Annotated in this window: 14 protein-coding genes; 11 read left to right on the forward strand and 3 right to left on the reverse strand. The window is 74.1% G+C overall.

Annotation, left to right across the window (positions count from 1 at the left end; translation table 11 throughout):
- Positions 1-209: 209 nt before the first annotated feature.
- The 3 genes from tsaD to WMF46_RS08950 are packed head-to-tail and all read right to left on the reverse strand — an operon-like array spanning position 210 to position 6,120.
- Positions 210-1,280, reverse strand: a complete 1,071-nt coding sequence (tsaD, locus tag WMF46_RS08940; protein ID WP_437908052.1) for a tRNA (adenosine(37)-N6)-threonylcarbamoyltransferase complex transferase subunit TsaD — start codon at positions 1,278-1,280, stop codon at positions 210-212.
- Complete coding sequence (locus WMF46_RS08945) at positions 1,268-1,858, reverse strand: hypothetical protein (RefSeq protein WP_437985239.1); 591 nt, start codon at positions 1,856-1,858, stop codon at positions 1,268-1,270. Before WMF46_RS08945 ends, tsaD begins: the two co-directional genes overlap by 13 nt.
- A complete protein-coding gene (locus WMF46_RS08950) occupies positions 1,855-6,120 on the reverse strand; it encodes a HEAT repeat domain-containing protein (protein ID WP_437985240.1) in 4,266 nt (1,421 codons plus the stop codon). The genes WMF46_RS08945 and WMF46_RS08950 overlap by 4 nt, the downstream gene beginning before the upstream one ends.
- A gap of 796 nt (positions 6,121-6,916) precedes the next feature.
- Between WMF46_RS08950 and WMF46_RS08955 the strand changes: the two genes are divergently transcribed.
- The 11 genes from WMF46_RS08955 to WMF46_RS09005 all read left to right on the forward strand — a co-directional run bounded on the left by WMF46_RS08955 (position 6,917) and on the right by WMF46_RS09005 (position 25,541).
- Positions 6,917-10,933, forward strand: a complete 4,017-nt coding sequence (locus WMF46_RS08955; protein WP_437985241.1) for a protein kinase domain-containing protein — start codon at positions 6,917-6,919, stop codon at positions 10,931-10,933.
- 306 nt (positions 10,934-11,239) lie between these two features.
- Entirely contained in the window at positions 11,240-11,917 is a 678-nt protein-coding gene (locus tag WMF46_RS08960) for a hypothetical protein (RefSeq protein WP_437985242.1), read from the forward strand.
- 221 nt (positions 11,918-12,138) lie between these two features.
- Positions 12,139-13,311, forward strand: coding sequence for a TolB family protein (locus WMF46_RS08965; protein ID WP_437985243.1), 1,173 nt, complete (start codon positions 12,139-12,141; stop codon positions 13,309-13,311).
- Positions 13,308-16,841, forward strand: a complete 3,534-nt coding sequence (locus WMF46_RS08970) for a hypothetical protein (RefSeq protein WP_437985244.1) — start codon at positions 13,308-13,310, stop codon at positions 16,839-16,841. Before WMF46_RS08965 ends, WMF46_RS08970 begins: the two co-directional genes overlap by 4 nt.
- A gap of 166 nt (positions 16,842-17,007) precedes the next feature.
- The gene (gene pssA, locus WMF46_RS08975) at positions 17,008-17,826 is read left to right on the forward strand and encodes a CDP-diacylglycerol--serine O-phosphatidyltransferase (protein WP_437551069.1); all 819 of its coding nucleotides are present in this window, start codon (positions 17,008-17,010) and stop codon (positions 17,824-17,826) included.
- 145 nt (positions 17,827-17,971) lie between these two features.
- Complete coding sequence (locus WMF46_RS08980; protein WP_012234257.1) at positions 17,972-18,373, forward strand: hypothetical protein; 402 nt, start codon at positions 17,972-17,974, stop codon at positions 18,371-18,373.
- 178 nt (positions 18,374-18,551) lie between these two features.
- A complete protein-coding gene (locus WMF46_RS08985; RefSeq protein ID WP_437985245.1) occupies positions 18,552-19,463 on the forward strand; it encodes a cytochrome C assembly family protein in 912 nt (303 codons plus the stop codon).
- Positions 19,464-19,468: 5 nt separating this feature from the next.
- Positions 19,469-21,058, forward strand: a complete 1,590-nt coding sequence (gene hemA / locus WMF46_RS08990) for a glutamyl-tRNA reductase (RefSeq protein WP_437985246.1) — start codon at positions 19,469-19,471, stop codon at positions 21,056-21,058.
- A complete protein-coding gene (gene hemC / locus WMF46_RS08995; protein WP_437985247.1) occupies positions 21,055-21,960 on the forward strand; it encodes a hydroxymethylbilane synthase in 906 nt (301 codons plus the stop codon). Before hemA ends, hemC begins: the two co-directional genes overlap by 4 nt.
- Positions 21,961-22,208: 248 nt before the next feature.
- Positions 22,209-23,807 (forward strand): glycoside hydrolase family 57 protein, encoded by a 1,599-nt coding sequence (locus tag WMF46_RS09000; protein WP_437985248.1) that lies wholly within the window; start codon positions 22,209-22,211, stop codon positions 23,805-23,807.
- 552 nt (positions 23,808-24,359) lie between these two features.
- Positions 24,360-25,541 (forward strand): efflux RND transporter periplasmic adaptor subunit, encoded by a 1,182-nt coding sequence (locus tag WMF46_RS09005; protein WP_437985249.1) that lies wholly within the window; start codon positions 24,360-24,362, stop codon positions 25,539-25,541.
- Positions 25,542-25,545: the final 4 nt, after the last annotated feature.

The following is a 25,545-nucleotide window of genomic DNA, read 5'->3' on the forward strand; positions in this document are numbered from 1 at the left end:
ACGGCGAGCGCGGACCGGCCTGAATCCTGAGAAACGCATCTGACCACGGCTCGCCGCAGCGTACAAGTCCGAGGTAATCCCCAGCACGAGCCATCACTTCACCGCTCGCCACCGTTCGCCACCGGACGCCATGTCCCCACACACACACAGGACCCGCGTCCTCCGCGTCCTCCGCGCCCTCGCGCCGCTCCGCTACCGGCCTGTCCCGATCACCTCGCGCCACCGCCCTTGCGGGTCACCCGCGGCAGCGCCGTCCTCGTCTCCGGCGCGAGATCCAGCGTGTCCCGCTCCCCGGCCGCGAGCCGCAGCGCCCCCGCATACGCGATCATCGCCCCGTTGTCCGTGCAGCTCGCGAGCGGCGGCACGAACAGCGCGAGGCCCCGCCGCTCGCACGCCGCGGCCATCTTCGCGCGGAGCCCCTGGTTCGCCGCGACCCCACCGCCGAGGACCACCCGCCCGATCCCCTCGGCCCGCGCGGCCCGCACGGTCTTCTGCACGAGCGCGTCGACCACGGCCCCCTGGAAGGCCGCGCACAGGTCGCGGAGCGCCTGCCCCTCCGGCCGCCCCCGCTTCGCCACATGCCGCGCGACCGAGCTCTTGATGCCCGAGAAGCTGAACTCCAGCGACTCCTTGCGCGCCATCAGCGCCGGCACCGCGTCCGCCGCGGCCGCCGCGTCGCCCCCGGCCGCGAGCCGATCGACCACCGGCCCGCCCGGATACCCGAGGCCGAGCAGCTTCGCCACCTTGTCGAACGCCTCGCCCGCCGCGTCGTCGCGCGTCGCGCCGAGCTCCCGGATCGCGCCGATCGCCGGGCCATCCACCCGGTAGATCGCCGTGTGCCCGCCCGAGGCGAGCAGCGCCACGTACGGGAACGACGGCCGCTCGCGCTCGTCGGACAGCGGCGCGCCGCCCCGCCGCAGGAACACCGCGAGCAGGTGCCCCACGAGGTGATCGACGCCCACGAGCGGCTTGCCCGCGGCCCACGCGAGCCCCTTCGCGGCCTGCAGGCCGACGAGCAGCGCCCCGGCGAGCCCCGGCCGCGACGTCACCGCGACGCCGTCGAGATCCGCCACCGAGACGCCCGCGCGCGAGAGCGCCTCGCGCACCACCGGGACCACCGCGCGCGCGTGATCGCGCGCCGCGACCTCGGGCACGACGCCCCCGTAAGGCGCGTGCAGCGCCACCTGGCTGCGCACGACGTCGGAGAGGACGTCGCCTCCCTCGGTGACCACCGCCGCCGCCGTCTCATCACACGATGTCTCGATCCCTAGAACCCGCATGTCCCTGTCCGCCGCGTCAGCCTGAAATTGCCAAACACCTGCCGCTGCCCCGCCGCATCCGCCTCGCCCGGCGCGAGCGGCGCCCGGCCAGGCCGGAGCAGGCGCACCTCGACCGACGCGTCCGTGCGCAGCGATAGCACCGCGAGCATGGACTCCGCCTCCGGCTCCGACGCGTCGACCGCGTAGATCGCGTTGCGCTCCCGGCCCTCCCCGAACTCCAGCCGCGACAGCGGGTCGTGGGCGAGCGCGCCGATCGGCCGCAGCGGCGCGCCGTCGAGGAGGCGCCGCTCGGCCGTGGCCCCGTCGGGCGCCTCGTAGGTCCACAGCGCGCCGGGCGGCTCCGGCCCGTCGAGCGCGTCCGCGTCGAGCGTGAGCCGCATCTGCACCCGCGGGCTCAGGCCGGCGCGGAACGCGCCGCCCAGCGTGATCGCGCCGCAGTACGCCTCCCCGTCGGCCGTCGAGAACCGGCTCAGGTCGTCGCAGCCTGCCGCCCCGCCGGCGCTCATCGCGCCGGCGAGGGCGAGCGGCGCGAGCCGCAGCGCGCGGCGCCGCGGCCCGGGCGGAGAAGCGCGGCTCAAGGCGCGGCGCTCCGCATCAGCTCGGCCGCGGTCTGGCGGACGCGCGGCTCGGGATCGCTCGCCGCGAGCTGCCGGAGCACCGGCGCCGCTGCCGCGCGATCCGCGGAGGCGAGGGCGCGGGCCGCCGCCTCGCGCACCAGGGCGTACGCGTCGGCGCGGGCCGCCCCGCCGAGCGTCTCGGCCACCTGGCTGGGCCTGCCGCCGCCCGCGCCCCCGCCCGGCGCGCCGAGCCGACCCAGCGCCTCCGCCGCGCGCACGCGCAGCGGCCAGCTCGACGAGGTCCGCAGGAGCTCCGAGACGGCCGCGATCGTCGGCCCGTGCCGCACCGCGCCGAGCGCCGCGAGCGCCGCGCGCCGCACGCTCTCCTCGGGATCGCCGAGCGCGTCGACCACCGCGGCCTGCGCCTCCGGTTCGGGCCGGGTCGCGAGCAGCTCGACCGCGCGCGTGCGCACCTCGATCGCCGGGTGCCGCACGAGCGCCACGAACCCGCTCACGACCGCCGCAGCGATCCCCTCCACGGCGGCCTCCACCTGCCGCCTCGGCTCCGGTGCGAGCGCCGCGCGCCCGTCCGTGAACGGCGCGAGCCCGAGCGCCGCGACGCCCCCGCCGGCGCCGGGATCGCCGCCTGTCCCGCCCGACACGGCCGCGCCGCGCGACAGGATCGCGTCGGCGACGACCAGGGCCCGCTCGGGCGACGTCGCGACCGCGGCGACCGCGGCCTTCTGCAGCGCCGGGCCGAGCGCCACGAGCGCGGCCGCGCGATCCTCCGGACCGGGCGGATCGGGGTCGAGCCCCGCGAGCACGTCCTTCACCGTCAGCGCGCCGTCCGGCACCGGCAGCGGCTCGCGCGCGCGAGGGTACGCGCGCCGCGTGAGCGCGACCGCCGCCGACACCGCCGCGGCGCGCAGCCCCTCGTCCGACGAGAACGCGCCGGCTGCGATCGCCTGGGCGGCCCCGCCCGCGGCGACCGCCTCGGCCTCGCCGGCGCCGCCGCCCCCAGGTCCCGCGCCGCCGCCGAGCCGCGCGAGCGTGATCAGCGCCGCGCGGCGGAGCTCCGGCTCGCTCGAGTCGGCGAGCGACATGAACAGCGCGGGCCCCTCGCCCCCGCCCGCGAGCTCGCCCAGCGCGCGGACCGCGGCGGCGCGCGGCACGGAGCCGGCCTCGGGCGCCCTCGCGACCGCGGACAGCGCCGCGGCGTGCTTCCGGTCGTGCGTCAGCCCGAGGCCGACCGCCGCGAGCGCCCGCACCTCCGGCGCCGGCGACGACAGGAGCCGCGCGAGCAGCGCCACCGCCTTCGCCGCCGGCCGCCCGCCGCCCGCCGCGAGCCGCGCCACGCCCCAGGTCGCGGCGACCGCGACCGCATCGTTCGGCAGCACGCTTGCGGCCGCGTCCCGCGGCGCGAGCATCTGCTCGTAGCGCTCCAGCATGGCCGGGTCCCGCAGCGCGCCGCACGCGATCATCGCGCGGGCGCGCAGGCCCTTGTCCGCCTGCCCGACCGCGAAGTTGTAGAGCGCCGGCCCGGCGCCCTTGTTCTCGACGTAGGCCAGCACCTCGATCGCGACCTTCTGCTGCGACTCCTTCTCGTCCGCGAGCGCGTCGAGCAGCGGCTTCACCGCGCGGGCGCCGATCTTCGCGAGCTCCGCGCGCGCCGCCGCGCTCGCCGCGCGGCCCTCGCCGCGGACCTTCTGCATCAGCGGGAAGGTCATCGCGCCGTAGAGCTCCACGAGCAGCCGCCGGTAGAGCGGCTTCTGCGGGTTGCCGACCGCGACCGGCAGGAGCTCGCGCTCGAGCACCTCGAGCGAGCCCCTGCCGAGGTTCACCTGCATGGACATCCGCGCCGCGCGCGCGACGAGCTCCTCGTCGTTCGACGCCCTCACCACCCGGCGGAAGAGCCGGTCGGCCTCCTCGGCCTGCCCCGCGGTGAGCAGCAGCTCGGCGAGGTCGAAGTACACCGGGAACAGCCGGTCGTTCTTCGCGAGCGCCTGCCGGTACTCGGCGATCGCGCGCTGGAAGTCCTGCCGCCGGCGGTACATGTCGCCGAGCTTCTGGTGGCCGCTCGCGTCCTCGGGCGACAGCTCGACGGCCCGCGCGGCGTACCGGATCGCGTCGTCGTCGCGGTACAGCTCCGCGGCGTACTGCGCCATGCGCTGGTAGAACTCGCGGGCCCGCTTCGGGTTCACCTCGACGAGCTTGCCCAGCACGTCGATCGCGCCGAGGAGGTTCTGCTGGAGCACGAGCACGCGCTCCAGCGCGAGGAGCGCGTCCTCGTCGCCCGGCGCGGCCTGGACCAGCCTCCGGAGCGTGGCCTCGGCGTCGGGCAGCCGGTGCAGCTTGCGCTGCACCTCCGCGAGCAGCCGCCCCGCCTCCAGGTCGGGCGGGGTCGCGTTGAAGCGCGCGGCGAGCGGCGCGACGCGGCTCGGCAGCTCGTGGGTGAGCGACCAGAGGCTGACGATGTGGGTGCGCGCCTCGCGCGCGAGCAGCTTGTCGTTGCCCGCCCCGGCGAGCAGCTGCTCCCAGAGCTCGCGCGCCTCCGTGTAGCGCGGCCCCGCGTTGCCGAGCGCGCTCGCGGTGCGCTCCAGCGCGATCGCGAGCGCCTTCTTGTAGCGGCTGTTCGCGGGCTCGAGCTGCGCCGCCTCCCGGAGCGCGGCGAGCGCCTCCGCCACCATGTCGTGGTCGAGGTACACCTCCCCGAGCGTGGCCGCGGCGCGCGCCCGGCTCGGCACGACCTGCTTGATGCGCGCCCACGTCTCCAGCGCCTTCTTCTTGTCGCCGGCCTGGAAGTACCGGTCGCCCAGGTCGACGAGGTGGCTCGGATCGCCGCCCGCGGCCGCGGCGAGCCGCTGGAGCACCTTGAGGGCCCGGTCCTTCTCCTCCACCCGCTCGTAGAAATCGGCGACGGCCGCGAGCGTCTCGGCCTCGTCCGCGACGCGCCCCTCGAGCTGGGTGAGCAGCGCGAGCGCCTTGGGCCGGTCGCCCCGCTGGATGAGCGTCTCGCACAGCTCGAAGACGAAGTCCGCGTTGCCCGGGGCCGCCTTGATCAGGAGCTCGTACTCGCGGATCGCGGCGTCGAGCTCGCCGGCGGTCTGGAGCAGGTGGACGAGCCGGAGCCGCGTGTCGATGTGCTTGCCGTCGAGCGCGAGGGCCTTCCTGTAGATCCCGATCGCCTTGTCGACGTCGCCGGTCTCCTCGTACAGGGCGCCCAGCGTCGCGAGCCGCTGGAAGTCCTGCCCCTTCTCGGCCTCGAGGATCGCGATGAGCTCCGCGAGCTTGCCCTCGGCGCGGAACGCGTCGGTCATGATGAGCAGGATCTCGGCCCGCACCCCGGCGGCGCTGCCGGCGATGGCGAGCGCCCGCTTCAGCACGGCGAGCGCCTCGTCCATCTTCTTCTGCTTGGCGAGCGCCTGCCCGAGATCGCGCAGCGCCGGCGCGAGCGCCCGGTTGTCGCCGGCCGCGGCCTTCACGAGCTCGCGGAACTCGGCCTCGGCGCGCGCGTGGTGCCCGCGCGCGGAGAGCTCGCGCCCGAGCTCGGCCTTCACGAAGAGCGAGCCCTGCGCGTTCTTCACGAGCGCGTCGTGCTGCGCCTTGGCCGCCTCGAAGTCGGAGAGGTCGAGGCAGAGCGCGAGCAGCGTGCGCCGGGTCTGCTCGACGTCCGCGGGGACCTTGAGCAGCGGCAGCGCCTTCTCGTAGTGCCCGCGCGCGCGGGCCTTGTCGCCGCGATCCGCCTCGAGCTGGGCGAGCGCCATCATCGCCGCCGGGTCCCCGGGCCGGTCCGCGATGGCGGCCTCGTACGTCTTGATGGCGTCGTCGTAGCGCCCGTCCTGCTTGTAGACGCCGGCGAGCACGACCTTCGAGGCCCAGGCGTCGGCCCCCGGCTGCGCGGCGCGGCGCTCGAACTCCTCGACGAGCTTCTTCAGGTTCCCGTCGCGCTCGCGGTAGAGCTGGGCGAGGCGCTGGAGGGGGAAGGGCGCGCTCGGCTGGCTCATGACGATGGCCGTGTAGCGCGCGATCAGCGCGTCGCTCGACGGGCCGCCTCGCTTCCCGTCGCCGGTCTCTGCCGGCTCCGGCTTCGCCTGCGGCGGCTTCGCGGGCTGCGGCCGCGCGGCGGGGCCAGGCCTGCCGCCGCCGGGCTTCGGGGCCTTCGGCCTGGGCCGCTTGCCGCGGCCGGATGGATCGAAATCCGCGGCCTCGGCGCGCGGGATCGCGAGCGTCGCGGCCGCGGGGATCAGGACCGCGAGGCAGCCGGCCAGAACGTGGGATCGCACCTGGGTAGGGTAGATCGACGGTGCGCGGCCGGCCACGCGGAGCAGCGGCGGCGCCGGGAACGGGCGCGATCGGGCCGGCGCGGACGCCGGACATGCGAGGCCGCTGAGCTCAGCAGACGACTTTTCAACCGCTCCCGCGGCGGCGCCGCTTCGAAAGGACACTTAACATCTATACCCTCGCGTATTTCCTCGGGAAGCGCGGCGAGGACCTCGCGCCGCTGTTCCAGGATCTCGCCGTCTGAACGACCCGGCGGCCCGCGAGCATTTCCAGCAGTACCCCGTCATCTTTCTGACGTTCAAGGATATCAGGACGCTCTCTTACGAGACCACGCTGGACGCGGTCCGTTCGGAGGTGCAGCGCGTCTACAGCCAGCATCAACACCTGCTGAAGAGCGACGCGCTCCGCCCGGATGAGCGGTGGCATTACAAGCAACTGCTCATCGGACGCCGGCGCCGCCCCCGTGCATGAGCTGGCCGCGGTCTTCGACGGACAGCGCGCCTGGGTGAGGCGGGTCGATGAAATCCTCTCCGGCGCCAAGGACGGACACCCGCAGGGCCATCGACTCGGGCAGACGTGGGGTACATCGTTGTTCATGTGTGGTGAGGCGCACAACCTCGGATCCGCCCTCGCCGCGAGCTTATCGTGCTGCGGTCCCTGACGTTGCCTTGCTTACAGCACAATTTGCTGACGGGGAGCGCTGCAGTTCTGGATATCCTCGGTCGCTGCGATGAGCTCGTCCGAAGCACCCCACAGGCGAGCGCTGCGGCTCTCTGAGTCGTCTCAGGGGTACCGCTGATGCGCGCTGGTGACATCGTCGCCGACCGCTTCGAGATCGAAGGGCACGCGACCTCCGGCGGCATGGCGCAGATCTTCCGCGCCCGCGATCGGCTCACGGGCGAGCCGGTCGCGCTGAAGATCCTCCAGCGCACGGGCCCGCAGGAGTCGCACCGCTTCCGTCGGGAGGCTCAGGCGCTCGCCGCGCTCCGCCACCCCGGGGTCGTCGGGTACGTCGCCCACGGCACGACCGAGGGCGGCGAGCTCTACCTCGCCATGCAGTGGCTCTCCGGCGAGACCCTCGCCGAGCGCTTGCTCCGCGAGCCGCTCACCGTCCCCGAGAGCCGCTCGCTGGGCGTGCGCGTCGCCTCCACGCTCGGCGCCCTCCACCGGCTCGGCATCGTCCACCGCGACCTCAAGCCGAGCAACCTCCTGCTCGTCGGCGGCTCCGTCGACGAGGTCATCCTCCTCGACTTCGGCGTCGTGCGCGTCGCGGACGCCGGCCAGGAGCTCACCATGCCCGGCGTGATGCTCGGCACCCCCGGCTACATGGCCCCCGAGCAGGCGCGCGGCGAGGTCGCCATCGACGCCCGCGCCGACGTCTTCGCCCTCGGCTGCATCCTCTACCGCTGCCTCACCGGCCGGCCCCCGTTCGTCGGCAACGACGGCCTCTCCGTGCTCGTGAAGGTCCTCCTCGAGGATCCGCCGCGGCTCCGGGAGCTCCGCGGCGAGGTCCCGGCCGCGCTCGACGACCTCGTGACGCGCATGCTCGCCAAGGCCCCGCGCGACCGCCCCCGCGACGGCGCGGCCGTGGCTGCCGAGCTCGGGTCGCTCGGCGATCTCGCGCCAGCCTCGCGGCGCGGCCTCCCCCTGCCCATCGGCGGCCCCACGCCCGAGCTGACGACCGGCGAGCGCCGGATGATCTGCCTCCTCGTCGCCCGCGATGGCGCGCTCGACAGCGACGCTACCCGGTCCGAGGGCGAGGACGCGCTCCGGGTGCGCGCGCTCAGCGCCCTGGCCGAGCGCCACCAGGGCCGCCTCGAGATCATCGAGGCGCGCTCTCCCGTCGTTGTGCTGTCCGGCCCCGTCGCGCCGACCGACCTCGCAGCCCGGGGGGCCCGGTGCGCGCTCGCGATGCAGGTGCTGCTCGGCGGCGCGCCCGTCGCGCTCGTCTCGGGGCGCGCCGAGATCACCGCCCGCTCTCCCATCGGCAAGCTCATCGATCAGGCCGCCGCGCTGCTCGCCGGCGACGAGGCGCGGCTCGGCGTGGTCCGCATCGACGAGGTCACGGCCGGCCTGCTCGGCGCGCGGTTCGATCTCGGGTCGGATCACGCGGGCCATCTCCTGCGCGGCGAGTGCGACGACCTCGAGGCGGTGCCGCGCCTCCTCGGCAAGCCGACGCCGTGCGTGGGCCGTGACCGCGAGCTGTCGCTCCTGGAGGCGACGTTCGTCCAGTGCATCGAGGAGCAGACGCCGTCCGCGGTGCTGGTGACGGCCCCCGCCGGCATGGGCAAGTCGCGCTTGCGCGTCGAGCTGCTCCGGCGCCTCCGGGCGCGGGACGAGCCGATGGCGGTCTGGATCGCGCGCGGCGACCCCATGAGCGCCGGCTCTGCCTTCGGCCTCCTGGCGCAGGTGCTCCGCCGCGCGCTCGGCGTCGCCGACGGCACGCCGGCCGCGGCGGTGCACCGCAAGATCCGCGAGCGCGTCGGTCACCACGGCGAGCGCGGCGCCCACGTCGCGCCCTTCCTTGGCGAGCTCGTGGGGACGCCCTTCCCGGACGAGGCCAGCGAGGCGCTCAGGGCAGCGCGGCGGAGCTCCGTGCTCATGGGCGATCAGCTGCACCTCGCGTGGGAAGAGTTCCTGCGCGCCGAGTGCGCGGCGCAGCCGGTGCTGCTCGTCCTCGAGGACATGCACTGGGGCGACCTGCCCACGGTCGGCATGATCAACAGCGCCCTCCGCAACCTGCGCGACGCGCCGCTCATGGTGCTGGCGCTCGGCCGGCCCGAGGTGCGCGAGATGTTCCCGAAGCTGTGGGCCGGCCGCGGCGTGCAGGAGATCGAGCTCACGGGGCTCTCGCGCCGCGCCAGCGAGCGGCTCGCGCGCCAGGCGCTCGGCGGCGCCGTCACGGAGGAGATCATCGGCACGCTGATCGAGCGGGCCGACGGCAACGCCTTTTTCCTGGAAGAGCAGATCCGCGCTGCCGCCGAGGGGCGAGGGGCCGCGCTGCCGGAGACGGTCCTGGCGATGGTGCAGGCGCGGCTCGAGGCGCTCGATCCCGAGGCGCGGCGTGTCCTCCGGGCGGCGAGCGTCTTCGGCCAGAGCTTCCGGTCCGCCGGCGTCGCCGCGCTGCTCGGCGGCGCCGACGCCGAGGTGGCGGTCCGGCTCGCCGAGCTCGTCGAGCGCGAGGTGATCACCCCGAGGCGGCCGCCTGGCCGGGGCAGCGCGCCTGGTGAAAGCCTCCCCTTCACGTCGTCCGCGTCGTCCGCGCGCGGGCCCGGGGGCGGGCCCGAGCGCGAGGCCCCGCCGGCGCGCCGTGCCGGGGCGCCCGAGCCTGGCCCTCCGATCGACGCGGGCGCGGACGACGCCGAGTACAGCTTCCGGCACGGCCTTGTGCGGGAGGCGGCGTACGGGGCGCTGACGGAGTACGACCGGCGGCTCGGCCACCGGCTGGCGGGCGAGTGGCTCGAAGGGGAGGGGAAGGGCGACGCGGCGCAGCTCGCGGAGCACTTCGAGCGCGGCGCCGAGCCGGGGCGCGCGGCGGCGTGGTACCGGCGCGCGGCGGAGCAGGCGCTGCGCGGCAACGATCTCCTCGCCGCGATCCGCCGCGCTGAGCGCGGCCTCGCGTGCGGCGCGACCGAGGCAGAGGCGGGCGGGCTGCTCCTCGTCGACGCGGAGGCCCGCGTATGGCGTGGCGATTTCGCCGTCGCCGAGCAGCGCGCGCTCGACGCCGTCGCGCTGTTCGAGCCGGGCTCGCCGTCCTGGTACTCCGCCGTGACCTGGGTGGTCACGGCCGCTGGCAAGCAGGGGGCCTTCGATCGCGTGGAGTCCTGGGTGGCGACGGCGCGGGGCGCGTCGCCCCGAGAGGGCGCGCTGACCGGGAGGGACGTCTGCCTCGTCGAGGGGGCCAACTGGCTCGCCTTCGGCGGCCGCTACGCGGTGGCGGACGGGATCATCGAGGCCCTCGAGCGCAGCGGGGAGGAGGAGCGGCCGCTCGACGTCGAGGTGCTCGCCAGGCTCTACGAGGCGCGCGCCATCCGCACCATGACCTCCGGCGATCTCGGCGCCTGCCTCGACGGCATCGAGGCGGCGCTCGAGGTGTTCGAGCGGAGCGGCGATCGCCGCAACGCGTGCTCGCTGCGGGTGAACCTGGGCGCCATCACCATGGAGCTCGGGGACTACGAGGGGGCCGAGGCCGCGCTGTGCGCCGCGCTGCGCGCGGCGGAGCAGATGGAGCTCACGGATCTGGCCGCGGTCGCCCGCACCAACCTGGGCAACGTGATGAGCGCCCGCGGCAATCTCGATGAGGCCCGGCGGGTCCAGGCCGAGGCGATCGCGACGTTCCAGCGGCTGGGCGATCCGAGGGCCGAGGGGATCGCCCGCGCCTACCTGGGGAAGGCGGCGCTGCTCGGCGGCGATCTCGGCGCCGCCGAGGCCGAGGCCCGCGCGGCCGCGGAGCTCCTGCGGAGCGCGCCGCCGATGCGCGCGGCGGCGTGGGCCCTCTCCGCGCGGGTCCTGCTCCGGAAGGGCTGCGCCGAGGAGGCGCTCGCCCTCTCCGGCGACGCGCTCGCCCTCCTGGAGTCGCTCGGCGCGGTCGAGGAGGGCGAGTCGCTGATCCGCCTCGTGCGGGCCGAGGCGCTCTTCGCGAGCGGCCGGCAGGCCGAGGCGCTCGACGCGATCGCGCGGGCACGCGACAGCGTGATGTCCCGTGCCGGGCAGATCTCGAATCCTCGCTACCGGGATCGGTTTCTGTCTGCGCTCGACAACGGCGAGACGCTCGCGCTCGCGGCGCGCTGGCTCGGCGACCGAGACGCTCCATGAACTCGCGCTCCGTCGCACGTGGGATTCCCTGCTCGCGGCTCTTCCAGGAGCCGTGCGCTGCCCACGAGCGCGCCTGAACGACCGTTTCCTCGCCGTTCTCACGACGTCACCGCAGGCGCGGAATTTTAGGGTTCCTCCGTAAAAGTCGTTGAGGGAATTCCTGATGCGTGTTTCATTTGTGAGGAGGGGGCTATGCAATACCGTTTCAAACTCGCAATCTCGTTCCTGGGCCTATCGTGCGTTCTCCCGGCCTGTATCGGCGAGGCTGACCCCCTGGAGGCAGCCGGCGGCACGGCGGAGCAAGAGATGGTGACGCGGAATGCGTTCACGAAGGAAGCGCTCGTGGAGAGTGCGTTCGCGACAGACATGCTTGCTACGGAAGCGCTCACGGGCAACCCGCTGACGAGCGACGCAGTCGCGAGCAGCAGCGATGTCATGAGGGCGCTGCGCGATCCTCTGGCTCGCGAGTTCTTGACGTACGTGGCGGGCTGCGCGCTCCCGGAGGGGCAATCCGTGCAGGTCTCCCTGGACGGCGAGACCTATACCTTCGGGGGGAGCATCGGTCTTGCGCCCGAGTGGGGCCGAGATCATGGTCAGTGCAACGCCCGCTGTCAGGGCTGGCTCTCCGCCTGCATGCTGGCCAGGATCAACCATCTCGGGGAGAGCGTGCCCCTCTCGATGCGTGGCAAGCACAAGGCCCTTGACTCGGATCAAGCGGAGCGGGATGCCTTCCCTCAACGGGAGGGGGCCTATTTCGGCGACCTCTTCGCGCCGGAGCAGCGCCGGTTCGCGTGCAAGTCGCCCGGCTCGACGCTCGTCAGCCGCGTGTGCGGCGGGACGGGCGTCGACACGCAGGGCTGCATCGTCGACGTCCTCGGCGACTGCGACGACATCTGCGGCGCTCCGACGTCGGACGGCAGCTTCCCGAACTGCGTTGGCGGTGGCCATACGACGCCGACGACGGTGACCGTCTTCCGGGAGTAGCGGGTCCGGGTTTCCGTCGCGTGCGCCTCGCCGGTGGCACGCGGGGCGGCCACGGGCTCCTCTCAGGAGCGCTCGCCAACGCGTGATTTTCCGGCAGCAGCAGCCGAGTCGGCCTCTGACCTGCGCCGCCGCCCGGTTCGCGGCGCGCCTCGCCTCGGGCTGACCCGCTGCGGGTGCGTCCCCGCGACGGCTCGCCGCTTTCGTACTATGGTCGCGCCGCCATGAAACGAAGGCTGCCCGCCCCGCTCGCCTGCCTGCTGCTCGCCGCCTGCGCCTCCTCGGAACCCCGACCGAAGGAGCCGCTCGGCCAGATCCCGGAGGCGACGACCACGGCGAAGCCCGAGTGGCTTCCCTTCCGCATCCGCGCTGGCAAGAGCGTCGCCGCCGATCCGCGCGAGAAGCACTTCGCCGAGCTCCGGCAGCTCACCTTCGGCGGCGAGAACGCCGAGGCCTACTGGTCGCCCGACGGCAGGAAGCTCGTGTTCCAGTCGACCCGCGACGAGAACAAGTGCGACCAGCAGTACATCCTGGATCTGGAGAGCGGCGAGGTCCGCCGGGTCTCGAACGGCCAGGGCAAGACCACCTGCGGCTACTTCCTCTTCCCCGCGCCCGCGGCCTCTGCCCAGGCGCGCGTCCTCTTCGCCTCCACGCACGCCGCCGGCGAGGCGTGCCCCCCGAAGCCCGACCACTCGCAGGGGTACGTCTGGCCGCTCGACGAGTTCGACATCTACACCGCGAACGCCGACGGCTCGGAGCTCCGCCCCCTCATCCAGGGCAAGGGCTACGACGCCGAGGCGACCGTCGCGTTCGACGGCTCGCGTTTCGTGTTCACGAGCACGCGCGACGGGGACATCGAGCTCTACACGGCGAAGCTCGACGGCTCGGACGTCAAGCGCATCACGAGCACGCCCGGCTACGACGGCGGCGCCTTCTTCTCCCCCGACGCGACCAAGCTGGTCTGGCGGGCGAGCCGCCCCACCGGCGCGGCGCTCGACGACTACCGCGCGTTGCTCGCCAAGGGGCTCGTGCGGCCCAGCGCGCTCGAGATCTTCGTCGGGGGCGCCGACGGGCAGAACCCGCGCCCGGTGACGAGGAACGGCCGCGCCAACTTCGCGCCCTACTTCCTCCCGGACTCGCGGAGGATCCTCTTCGCCTCCGATTTCAGCACCCCGCAGGGCGCCCGGGGCATGCCCAACTTCGACCTCTACCTTGTCGACTCCGACGCGCCCCCGGCGGCGGACGGCGTGCCGCCCGTCGAGCGCGTGACCTTCTACGAGGGCTTCGACAGCTTCCCGATGTTCTCTCCGACCGGCGAGCACGTCGTCTTCGCCTCGAACCGGTACGGCGCGAAGCCCGGCGAGACCAACCTGTTCGTCGCCCGCTGGGTCGAATGACCGCGCCGCCGTCGCGGACCCGCGCGCCGATCGCGCTCGCGTCGGCGTGCGCGCTCGCGGGCTGCTCGGGCGCCCCGGCGCAGCCGCCCCGCCCTGCCGAGGCCACCCTCCCGTCGCCGGACGCCGCGGGCGCGGCCTACACCTCGCCCGCGCGCTGGAGCTACCATCCGGCGGCGCCCGACGCCGCGGTCGCGTGGGCGCCGTTCGCCGGCGCCGGCTGCGTCGTCGTCGCCCAGGGAGGGCAGCGATGGACGGTGACGCCCGATCCACGGACGTCCACGCCGCCGCCGAGCGCCGCGGGGCCCGCTGCGCAGGCCGCGCGCTGCGCCGGCCAGGGCAGGACGAGCGCCTCGCCCGCGCCCGAGGAGCTCACCGCGATCGTGCGGCGCTCGCCGGCCTCCTGGATGTTCGTCGGCGCGAGCGGCGCGATCTACGAGGCCTCCTCGCCGCTCGGCCAGCTCACGCGGGCGCTCTCTCCGCCCGAGCCGCTCCTGCAGGTCGCGGGCGCCGGCGGCTCGCTGATCGGGGTGACCCGGGGCGGCGGGGTGCTCCGATGGCGCGAGGAGCTCGGCTGGAAGCCGGTGCCGCTCGACGGCGCCGCGGGGCAGGGTGGGGCCCCGCCGCGCGCCTTTGGCGTCGCCATGGCCGACGGCGGCCGCGCGCTCGTGCTCGCGCTGCCGGAGGCGCTGTTCGCCAGCGAGGACGGCGGGGGCACCTGGTCGCGCGCGCCGCTCCCGACGATGGGCCTCTCGCGGGTCGGCGCCCTCGGGGGCGAGCTCCTCGCCGAGGGGCTCCTCGCGTCGGCGACCTGGGATCCGCGGCGCACGCCCGCGTTCTCCCGCAGCGCGGCGACGCTCCCGCGGGCCGACGTCGAGCTCGACGTGACGACCCCGCGCGTCCCGTCCGCCTCCGCCGTGTCGATCGGGCGGGCCGCGATGAGCGGCGATCGCTACGTCGAGGCGGTCCGCCCGGAAGACGCCGGCGCGCCGTGGCTCTTCGCGAGCGGCCCCATCGAGGGGCCGCTCAAGGAGGCGGCCATGCCGGGCACGGGCGACTGCGGGAGCATCAAGCTCGGCGCGAACGGCCGGCGCGTCGTCGCGGTGTGCGCCGAGCCGGACGGCGATCGCGTCGTGGCGCGGGTGCTCCGCAGCGACGATGGCGGCGGCGCGTGGTCGCCGGCCGCCACGCTGGAGACGCCCGACATCGACCAGGTCGGCGTCGCGGTGGCGCCCGATGGCGCGGCGCTCCTGACCGGCCTCTGCAAGCCGAGCGACGGCGCGGACAGCTGCAAGCCGACCGCGCCGCTCCTCCTGTCCCACGACGGCGCCCACGACGAGGATCGCGCCGCGGTCGCCCTCGCGGCGGCCCCCACGCTCGGCGCGCCCGCCGTGCTGCCCGCGTTCTCGGCGGACGGGCGCTCCGCGTATTTCCTCGGCTTCCGGGGCAAGGACGAGCGCCTCGCGCTGTTCGTCTCGCACGACGGGGGCGAGACCTTCGCGCCGCGGCCGCTCGACGCGACCGCCGCGCTGCCCGCCCCGCAGGCTGACGGCGCCGAGGACGAGGACGAGGAGGGCGGGCCGGGCGACGGTCCCTCGCCGGAGGGGTTCGAGGTCGTCGAGGAGAGCGCGCTGCGCCCGGCGGAAGACGGCGCCGTCGGCCTGCTGCTCTCGGAGCGCGGCTCGCTCACGTACCTGACCGCCGACGAGGACGGCCGGGTGCTCACGGCGACGACCCCGCCGGAGAGCGCGGCGCTCGCCGGCTTCGGGCGGCGCGTGCTCGCGCTCGCGTCGCGCGCGCGCCCGAGCGGCGATGACGTCGCGGCGCTCTGGGAGTCGCTCGACGGCGGCGTGAGCTGGGCGGAGCTCCCGGAGATGCCGGCGCTCTCGCGCGAGGTCTCCGAGGCCCAGCTCACCATCACGTGCGGCGCCAACGGCTGCCTCTTCGGCGACGTGGCGACCCGCGTCGGCTGGGGCGGCCAGGCCGACGGCGCGCTGCCGCGCGCGCCGGATCCGGCCCCGCGCGGGCAGCCTTCCGCGCGCACGCCCATCATCTGCGAGACGCTGCCGTCCTCGAAGTGGACGCGCGTCGACCATGTCGACTCGAGCGGCCTCGGCCTGCCCGACGGCGACGAGCTCTTGCGCGGGCGGTCGGTGTGGTCGTTGCTCACGCGCGCCCCGAACGGCGCCGTCGACGTCGTCTCCGCGATGCTCCCCGAGTCCGGCGCCGGGGAAGCGCGGGTCGTCACGCGATCGCTGCTGCCCGCGGTACCGGCGGGGCTGGGGCGAGCGCGGGTCGCGACCAACGTCACCTCCCAGATGGAGGGTTACGCCGTGGCGCGCCTGCGGATCCCGGGCGGCGCGGCGGTGCCGGGGGCCCCGATGCGCAACGTCGAGGTCGCCTGGGAGAACTGGATGGATGGCACCTCGGGCCGCGGCACGATCCCCGACGCCGGCCCGTTCGAGCTCGGCGACGTGAAGGTCGTCCCCGACGCCGCGCGAAAGCCGCGCGCGGGCGCCCGGCCGCAGGCCGGCCCGGGAGACGCGGCCTCGCGCCGCGCGCCGCCCCCCGACGACTTCTTCGATCCCGCGCTCCTGTCGGTCTCGCTGCGCGGGCTCTTCATCAGGCCGCACTCCGGCAGCGCTCAGTCGGCGCTCACGTTCTTCTACGAACCGCCGGGGAAGCTCCAGCGCTTCGATTTCCCGTCCTGGCCCGCGTCGGGCCTTCACGGCAGCCTCGACGTGCGCGCCGACGCGGTCCTGGCGGACGGCCAGCCCGTCGGCGTGGGGATGGTCCGGCAGGCGTCGAACGGCCCGATGGTCGGGATGCTGCTCGCCCACCGCCCGGCGCCTCCCGCCGGCGCGTCCGCCGCGCCGGGCCCGGGCGCCGCGTGGGCGATCGATGCCGTCTCGGTCGCTCCGCCGGCGGACCGCGATCGGATCGTGCACACCGACTGGACCTACGCTGGACGGTCGATCGGCGTGGCGACGCTGGTCGCCCACCCCGGGCACGCGGCGGCGTGGTCGATCTTCCAGCCGTTCCGCGGGGATGGCACGCTCGGCCCCGCGCTGCCGCTGCCGACGCCGTTCGACCTCGGAGACGCGCCGCGCCCGTGCTCTGCCGCCGAACGCGCGGCGACCGCGCGCCAGGAGGCGCCGCTCTTCCTCGGGAGCACGGCCTTGTTCCCGGGCACACGCCACCCCGTGCTCGTCGTGGACGCCGCTGGTCCCTCCAGCCCGCCCGAGTTCACCGTGCTCCTGACCGCCACCACGGTGCTCCACGGTACGCCTGCCGCGCCGTGTGTTGCGGGCTGGGAGGCGCGAGCGATCGGGCGGGCGCCCCGCTCTGCGATCATCCCGGGCGATCTCGCCCAGGCGTGGTTGTTCCGGCCCGCGGCGGCCTCGGCGGTCGCTGTGGGCGGATCGAGCGGCCCGGCCGTCGAGCTCCGCCCGATGGTGTGCCGCTTCGATCCCGGCGCGGAGGTCCCGGAGGCGGTATGGAGCGAGCCGGGCATGGCGCAGCCCGCGCGTTGAACGACGGCGGAAAAGCAAAAACGACGAATGAAACGAAGCTGACGGTGAGATGAAACGATCCCGGATCCTGGCTCGCGGTAACCTTCTAGCGACTCGCGTGTGCGCTTCGGCGCTTGCGTTCGCGGTCCCTGCGGCGATAGCCTGGCCTGCCTAAACGGGAGGCGGCATGATCCGGAAGCGACGGCGGTTCGAGCTCAGGAAGACGCTGTTCCTGCTTCCGAACCTGATCACCCTCTCATCGATCTTCTGTGGCTTCGACTCGATCCGGCGCTCCGCGACCGCGCAGTCGGAGGATGATTTCTACCGCGCCGCGCTGCTGATCGTCTTCGCGATGTTCTTCGACACCCTCGACGGGCGTGTCGCGCGGATGACGAAGACCCAGAGCGCCTTCGGCCTGCAGATCGACTCGCTGGCCGATATCGTCTCGTTCGGCGTGGCGCCGTCGATGCTCGTGTATCAGTGGACGCTGCACCGCTTCGATCTCGCGGGGCTGCTCGTGTCGTTCATCTTCACGGCCTGCGGCGCGGTCCGGCTGGCGCGCTTCAACGTCCTCTCCATGGGGGAGGCGGGCAAGCCCACGAAGCCTTCGAAGTACATCGTCGGCCTCCCGATCCCGGGCGCGGCGGGCATCCTCGTCTCGATCGTGGTCGCGAACCACGCGGCCGCGGGCGAGATCGGCGGCGAGCGCTACGCGTCGGCGATCCTCGTCACCACGACGATCCTGTCGCTGCTGATGGTCTCGACCATCCGGTTCCGCTCTTTCAAGGATCTCCGGCTCAACGTCCGGACGGTGCTCTTCGTGGCGTTCGCTGTCGGGTCGAGCGCGGTGATCTCGACGCAGCTTCAGCCCGCGTTCGTGCTCGTGTGGTTGCTGGGTTTCTACGTGCTGCTCGGGATCTTCGAGTCGCTCTGGCACCTGCCCGCGCGGCTCCGCGGCCTGCGTCGGGACTCGGTGCCTCCGCCCACCGTACCCCCTGCGGCCTGAAGCGCCTGCGGCCTGAAGCGCCTGCGGCCTGAAGCGCCTGCGGCCTGAAGCGCCTGCGGCCTGATGCCCGTCGGCTCGGGCTCACCCCTGGTGGCCGGCATCGCGACCCAACCGCTCCGGCTCATTTTTGAGTAGACTGCGTGCGATGAAGAACCGCGTGTTCTTTCCGCAGGCCGCGCTCGACGACTGGATCGCGAGCGACCGCGTCGATCTGAACAACGACGAGCTTCTGATCAAGACCGAGGGCCGCCGCTACAAGATCATCGAGGCGATCCGCGTGCTCCGCGAGGTGACGGGCTCGGCGGACATCCACGAGGTCCTCGGCAGGGTCAAGACGCGGGCGTTCCTGCGGGAGCTCGGGGCGGAGATCCTCGAGGGGTCCATGATCATCGGCGACAACGCCTACGACGTGATCCCGGGGTTCATCGGCGCCCCGGTGGGCACGTTCGCCGAGCACCGCAAGGCCGCCCCGGCGGGGACCGCGACCAGCAGCAGCCCGACGAGCGACGAGGAGCTCCTGGCCGCGTTCCTCACCAGCAAGATGTAGCCGCGCCGCGCCCGGTCGCTTCCGCGCGCCACACCCGCGGTGTCGAGGCGCTGCCGATACGGTCTCTCGGGCCCGCCTCTTCCGGCGCATCCGCGCTGTCAGGCCTCGGCCTACGAGAGTACGCTCCCGCCTCTGCGGCCGGCGGGCCATCCCCGGTGAGGCAGGCTATAACGGGGCCATGCCCGAGGTCATCTCCGGGATCAGCTTCGCGCTCGCCCTGCTGTTCTACAGCGCTGCGAGCGCGCTCTTCTTCCTCGACGTCGCCCGCAGCCGCGCTCGGCTCCCCTCCACGGGCGACCTCGCGGGCCTCTTCGGCGCGGGGGCGCGCGTCCACGACCCCGGCGCTCGGCCGAGCGCTGCGGTCGCCGCGTCCGCCTCGCGGCACGCGCCCCTGCTGCTCGGCCTTGGCGCCCTCGGGCACGCGACCTACGTCACGCTCGCCAGCTTCGTCGCGCGGGTCTGCCCTGTGCACTCCGTTCATTTCATGCTCTCGGTCGCGTCCCTCCTCGCGATCGCCGTTTACCTCGTCGCCCGCCATCGCTTTCGCATCGACGCGCTCGGGCTCCTCATCGGGCCGCTCGGGCTCGCCTTCCTGCTCGGCACGTTCTTCCTCGGAAAGCCGCACCCCGAGCCGAAGCTCAGCCCGCTGTTCATCGCGGCGCATGTCATGGCGAACCTGCTCGGGATCGCCCTCTTTCTGCTCGCCGGCGCCTCTGCGGCGCTCTACCTCGTCCAGGAGAAGCGGCTCAAGCGGAAGCGGCATCTGGAGCGCATGGGCAACCTCCCGGCGCTCGACACGCTCGACCGCGCCATCCATCGCTTCCTGAGCGCCGGCTTCCCCTTGCTGACGCTCGGCATCGTCACGGGGACGTACTGGGCGCACCAGCTCGAGATGGGCAACGCCGAGGAGGTGATGCGCGCCATCTTCGGCTACGCCACATGGCTCCTCATCGCGCTCGTGCTGCTCTTGCGCGCCGCCGCTGGCTGGCGCGGCCGCCGCGCGGCGTATGGCACCATCGCGGGGCTCGCCTGCGCCGGGGCGGTGCTCGTCATCTACCTCATCCGTCCCGCCTCGGGGCTCGGAGGCTAGCGCAGGTGATCTTCGTCGGGCTCTCCCACAAGACCGCGCCCATCGAGGTGCGCGAGCGGCTCGCGATCGGGCGGGATCGGCTGCCCGAGGTGCTCGCGCGCCTCACGTCCCACCCTGCCATCGGCGAGGCGCTCGTCCTCTCCACCTGCAACCGCGTCGAGATCTACGCCTCACCCCGGCAGCAGGCGCCCGCGCCGCCCCGCCCCGGGAGCGCTCCGCCGCCGTCCGACGAGGAGCTCTCGCGCGACAACGAGGCGCTGCGCGCCGCCGTCGCGACCCTCGTCGGCCTCGGCGGAGACGCCGTCCGGGGCCACCTCGCGGGCCGCGTCGGGAGCGATGCCGTCCTCCACCTCTTCCGCGTCGCCGCGTCGCTCGACTCGATGGTCGTCGGCGAGCCGCAGATCCTCGGACAGATGAAAGAGGCCATCGAGGTGGCCCGCGGGGCGAAGACCCTCGGCGCGAGGCTCGGCCGCGCGGCCCACCGCGCCATCAAGGTCGGCAAGCGCGTGCGCACGGAGACGGCGATAGGCGCCGGGCAGGTCTCGGTCTCCAGCGTCGCCATCGATCTCGCCCGCCAGATCTTCGCGGATCTCGCCGGTCACACCGCGCTGCTCATCGGCGCCGGTGACATGGCCGAGGCCGCCTCGAAGCTCCTCGTCCGCGCCGGCGCCCGCCTCATCGTGGTCAACCGGAGCCCGGACCGCGCCGCCGCGCTCGCCCGCGAGGTCGGCGGCGAGCCTCGCCCCTGGGCCGACCTCGAGCGCTCCGTCATCGACGCCGACATCGTGATCTCGTCGACCTCGAGCCCCAATTACGTGGTCACGCCCGACCTCGTCCGCCGAGCCCGCAAGGCCAGGAAGGGCAGGAGCCTGTTTCTCATCGACATCGCGGTCCCGCGTGACATCGACCCCGCCGTCAACAAGCTCGACAGCGTGTACCTCTACGATGTCGACGACCTCTCGCAGATCGTGGCGCAGTCCGTCGAGGGGCGCGCCGCCGAGGCGGCGCGGGCCGAGGCGATCGTCGCGGACGAGGCGCAGGCCTTCGAGGCATGGACGCTCGAGCGCGCTCTGACGCCCACGATCGTCGGCTTGCGGGCCCGCACGCGATCCATCCTCGCGGCCGAGGTCGAGCGCAGCCTCTCTGGCAAGCTCCGGCACCTCGGCGTGGCCGAGCGCCAGGCCCTCGCGGTGATGATCGACGCCGCCACGAACAAGCTGCTCCACGTGCCCACCACCCGGCTCCGCGCGATGGCCAGCGATCCACGGGTCGCCGAGCACGTCGACTCGCTCCGGGAGCTGTTCGACATCGACGGCGCGCCGCCCGAAACCGCCGCCGCCTCGGCGCTCGCCGAGGGGGAGCTGCGCGGCGCGGTGGACGGGCCTCCCACGCCTCGGTCCTCGCGCGGGGCAGCGCCGCCCGCCTCCGGCGCTCGAGGCGGCGGCTCGCCCCGGCACGCCGATCCACGCCCCCAGGCTTCAGAGGACAAAGGGGTGTACGCGCGGCAGCCCAGCGGGCGCCCCGCCGAGGCGGGCGTCATGGCCGTCGCGAATCCAGCCGCGGGCGTGAGCGCAGCTGGGCTAAAGGGAGCGTGATGCCCACGGAGCTCACCCTCGCCACGCGCCGCTCGGCGCTCGCCCTCGCCCAGTCCCGCGCCTTCGCTCGTTCCCTCGAAGCGGCGGTGCCCGATCTCTCCCTGCGCGAGCTCGAGGTGGTGACCTCGGGCGACAAGACGCAGGATCGCTCGCTCCAGGACATCGGCGGCAAAGGGCTGTTCATCAAGGAGCTCGAAGAGGCGCTCCTCGACCGGCGCGCCGACTTCGCTGTCCACTCGATCAAGGACGTCCCCGCCGAGATCGCCCCGGCGCTGTGCCTCGCCTGCATCCCCGCGCGGGAGGACCCTCGCGACGCGCTCGTCACCCGGAGCGGCGCTTTGCTCGCGGAGCTTCCGGCGGGCGCCCGGGTCGGGACCTCGAGCCTCCGCCGGGCGGTCGCGCTGCGCGAGGCGCGCCCGGATCTCGTGATCGAGCCGGTCCGTGGCAACGTCGACACCCGGCTCCGCAAGGTGTTCGACGGCGCGTTCGACGCCGTGGTGCTGGCGCTCGCCGGCCTGAAGCGGCTCGGCCTCGAAGGCCGCGCCACGGAGGTGCTGTCGCCCGAGGTGTCGTTGCCCGCCATCGGACAGGGCGCGCTCGGCATCGAGTGCCGCACGGCGGACGACAGCGTGCGTGACGTCCTCGGGAGGCTCGCGGACGCCGAGACCACGATCTGCGTCTCTGCCGAGCGAGCCGTGATGGCCGCGGTGGAAGGCAGTTGCCGGACGCCGGTGGCCGCCTATGCAGTGCGGGACGGCGACGCGATGTGGCTTCGGGCGCTCCTCGCCGAGCCCGACGGCTCCCGGTTGCGAAGGGCGGAAAGGCGCCTGTCGTGGCCCGGAAACACGCACGAAGCCGAGCGCCTCGGGGCGGACCTCGGGGCGGAGCTCAAGAAGGGTTGAGGCGTGTAACTCGATTGGAAGGCTGCCACGTCCAGAACATTTCTGGTGTGGAATTGATAAGGGCTCTCCGTACCACGCCGGGATGAACGGTCACCTGGCGATGGGATCGCCAGCGCTCGGCGCGCCGGCGCGTCCAGGCGGAGCCCGGGCCCGCGCCTCGCGCGCCGCCCATGACCGGTGCGCTTCCCGCGCGGGCGCGACCGTGCGAGACGACAGCCCGCCGGCGGTTTCCCGCCGCCCAGCGCTCCATGCCGGGCTACGTCGCCCTCGTCCTCCACGCTCACCTGCCGTACGTGCGTCACCCCGAGCACGTCCGCTCCCTGGAGGAGCGCTGGTTCTTCGAGGCGCTCTGGGAGTGTTATCTCCCCTTGCTCGGGGTCCTCGATCGCCTCGCCGCCGACCGCGTCGTCGCCCCGCTGACCCTCTCCGTCTCGCCGTCGCTCCTCGCGATGCTGCGCGACGAGCTGCTCCTTCGCCGGTTCGAGGACCACCTCCGCCGGCTCACCGCGCTGGCGGCCCGGGTCGAGGCCCGCTTCGCCGGGAGCGGCTTCGCCGAGGCCGCCGCGTTCTACCGCGCGCGGCTCGCGGACGCGGCGAGCTCCTGGGAGGCGCTGGGCGGCGATGTCCCGGGCGCCCTGGTGCGCCACGCCGGGGCGGGCCGCGTCGAGCTCCTCACCACGGCCGCGACGCACGCGTACCTGCCCGGGCTGCTCGCCACGCCGGCGTCGATCCGGGCGCAGCTGCGGCTCGGCCGCCGCGCCTTCGCGGCCTTCACCGGCGCGCCCGAGCCTCGTGGCCTCTGGCTGCCCGAGTGCGCTTACGCGCCCGGCCTCGACGCCGATCTCGCGGCGGCGGGCGTCCGCTTCACCGTGCTCGACGCCCACGCGCTGACGCTCGCCGCGCCGCCTGCGTCCGCGGGGGCGTCCGTCCCGGTGCTCTCGCCTGCCGGCCTCGCGTGCTTCGGGCGCGATCGCGACAGCGCGCGCGAGGTCTGGTCGCGCGACGCCGGCTATCCGGGTCACCCGGTTTACCGCGAGTTCTACCGCGACGTCGGGCTCGACCTGCCCGAGCGCGAGCTCGAAGGGGAGGTCGGTCCCGACGGCACGCGGCTCATGACCGGCCTCAAGCTCCATCGCGTGACCGGGTCCGGCCCCGACAAGGCGCCGTACGACCCGGCCCGCGCCTCCGCGCAGGCGCGCGCGCACGCCGCGGACTTCGTGGCCCGCCGCGAGGCCGCGCTCGCGTCGATCCGCGGCGTGAACGCCCCGCCGATCCTGGTGGCCCCCTACGACGCCGAGCTCTTCGGCCACTGGTGGCTCGAAGGGCCCGAGTTCCTCGAGCACGCCCTGCGCCGCCTCGCGGCCTCGGATCGCGCCGTTCCGATCGCGCTCGGCGCGTACCTGGAGCGCCATCCGCCCGTCGAGGTCGTGGAGCCTGCCGCCTCGACGTGGGGCGAAGGCGGGTTCGGCGTCTTCTGGACGGGCCCGAGCGCGTCCTCCCTGTGGCGCCACGCGCACCACGCCGAGCGCGCCGTGCTGGGCGCGCTCTCGCGTTGCCGCCACGCGGGCGGCCTGCCCGGCCGCGCGCTGGACCAGGCGATCCGCGAGCTCCTCCTCCTTCAATCGAGCGACTGGGCCTTCATGATGTCGGCCGGGGAGATGGCTTCCTATGCCGAGGCGCGCGCCCACGCCCACGCGACCCGCGCCCGCCGCCTCGCGTCCCTGGCCCAGCAGCCCACGGCCTCGCCCTCCGACGTGGCGTGGCTCGACGCGCTGTGCGCGCTCGACCCTTTCCTCGCCGAGCTCTCGGGCCCTGCGCTCCGAGGCGCCTTCGACCCGTGGCGTTGAGCCGGCGTTCCTCCGCGCCTCGCCTCCGGATCTCCCGCGCTCCAGGGGCAGATCTCTTTCCAGTAAAGAAGGATTAAGTTGTGTTAAAATATGCTGCGAAGGTACTTCGCATGATCGCCGACCGTCCTCGCCACGGCGGTCGACTCTGTGGGAGGGCGTGTGCGCCCCGCGGCGGTGCCCTCGGCGCCTCTTTTCGGGAGGGTGACCCGCGATTCACCCGCCCGTTTCATCGCCGGCCGCCGGCCGCGCGACCCGGCGCCCATCTCCCAGCACGTTTTTCGCGGTCATGGCGGCATGAAGTGCGAGAGGGACGGAGACCTTGTCCGGAACACCCCCTTGATGACCGGCCGGTCAGCACCCTAGTGTGATGCCCGCCAGCTTTGCTCCTGGACCGCACCGGCAGGCGCTGGCAAAGAACCGGGCGGACTCCCCATGACACATCCTCCTTGCGGACCCGAGCGCCGTTTCGCTCGATGGGCTCTCGGCGCTCGTAGCGCCTCATCGAATCACTCCCGCGCCGCCGTCGTCGCGGCGCTGCTCGCTGCGCTCGCGGTGCCCACGTTGACCGGTTGTCGCCGCCCCGAGGCGGACGCGCAGCCGTCGCCGGCGCGCGACACCGCTGCGCCACGCCAGAAGCCCGCGGTGCACTTCGGGAAGGTGACCGCGCGCCCGCTCGCGCAGACGCTGGACATCAGCGGCACCCTGGTCGCCGACGAGACGAGCGAGGCGGCGACGCAGGTCGGCGGCTTGGTCGTGAGCGTCGCGGTCGACGTGGGCTCCCGGGTCAAGAAGGGCGATCCGCTCGTCGTGCTCGACGCGCGCAACGTCGCCCTCCAGTCGCAGGCCGCGTCCGCGGCCGTCGCGCAGGCGCGGGCCAAGCTCGCGCTGCAGGACGGCGCGTCGCCGAAGGGCATCGATCCCGACCAGGTGCCGGAGGTCCGGGCCGCGAAGCAGAGCATGGAGCTCGCGAAGTCCGAGGCCGATCGCGTGAAGCAGCTCTACGACCAGGGCGCCGTCCCCCAGTCGACCTGGGACTCGGCGCGCACGCAGGCCCAGAACGCGACCGCGCAGTACGAGGCCGCGGTCAATGGCATCCGCGCGACCGTCGCGGCGCTCACGTCCGCGCAGGCGCAGGCGGGGCTCGCCTCCAAGGCGGTGTCCGACACGACGGTGCGGGCGCCCTTCGACGGCGCGATCGCCGAGAAGCGGATCAGCGTCGGCGAGTACGCCAGCCCGGGCCGCGTCGTGGCGGTCGTGGTCCGCGACAACCCGCTGCGGCTGCGGATCGACGTCCCCGAGGCGGACATCGCGCACATCGAGGTGGGCAAGCCGGTCAGCGTCTCGGTCGCCTCCTTCCCCGATCGCCTGTTCCCGGGCGTCGTGAAGCGGATCGGCGCGAGCCTGAAGGCCTCGTCGCGCACCCTGCCCGTGGAGGCCGAGTTCGACAACAGCGAGGGCAAGCTCCGCCCCGGCCTCTTCGCGCAGGGGCAGCTGACGCTGACCGGCGAGTCAAGAACGGCGATCCTCGTCCCCGAGTCGGCGGTCGGCACCTCCGGGACGAGCGCGCGCGTGTTCGTGAAGTCGGGCGATCGCGTGACGGAGCGGCTCGTCAAGCCCGGCCGCAAGATCGAAGGCTTCGTCGAGGTCGTCGGTCCGCTCGCCGAGGGGGATGAGGTCGCGATCGACAAGGTGAGCGAGCTGGCGGACGGCATCGAGGTCGCGGCGGCGCAGTGAGCCG

Origin of the sequence: Sorangium sp. So ce117 (assembly GCF_051524395.1) — a bacterium.
Lineage (GTDB): Bacteria > Myxococcota_A > Polyangia > Polyangiales > Polyangiaceae > Sorangium > Sorangium cellulosum_B.

Bases quoted from the DNA above. Each gene is read 5' to 3' on its own strand.
- tsaD (WP_437908052.1), bottom strand. From the start codon at position 1,280: ATGCGGGTTCTAGGGATCGAGACATCGTGTGATGAGACGGCGGCGGCG.
- WMF46_RS08955 (WP_437985241.1), top strand. From the start codon at position 6,917: ATGCGCGCTGGTGACATCGTCGCCGACCGCTTCGAGATCGAAGGGCAC.
- WMF46_RS08960 (WP_437985242.1), top strand. From the start codon at position 11,240: ATGGTGACGCGGAATGCGTTCACGAAGGAAGCGCTCGTGGAGAGTGCG.
- WMF46_RS08965 (WP_437985243.1), top strand. From the start codon at position 12,139: ATGAAACGAAGGCTGCCCGCCCCGCTCGCCTGCCTGCTGCTCGCCGCC.
- WMF46_RS08970 (WP_437985244.1), top strand. From the start codon at position 13,308: ATGACCGCGCCGCCGTCGCGGACCCGCGCGCCGATCGCGCTCGCGTCG.
- pssA (WP_437551069.1), top strand. From the start codon at position 17,008: ATGATCCGGAAGCGACGGCGGTTCGAGCTCAGGAAGACGCTGTTCCTG.
- WMF46_RS08980 (WP_012234257.1), top strand. From the start codon at position 17,972: ATGAAGAACCGCGTGTTCTTTCCGCAGGCCGCGCTCGACGACTGGATC.
- WMF46_RS08985 (WP_437985245.1), top strand. From the start codon at position 18,552: ATGCCCGAGGTCATCTCCGGGATCAGCTTCGCGCTCGCCCTGCTGTTC.
- WMF46_RS09000 (WP_437985248.1), top strand. From the start codon at position 22,209: ATGCCGGGCTACGTCGCCCTCGTCCTCCACGCTCACCTGCCGTACGTG.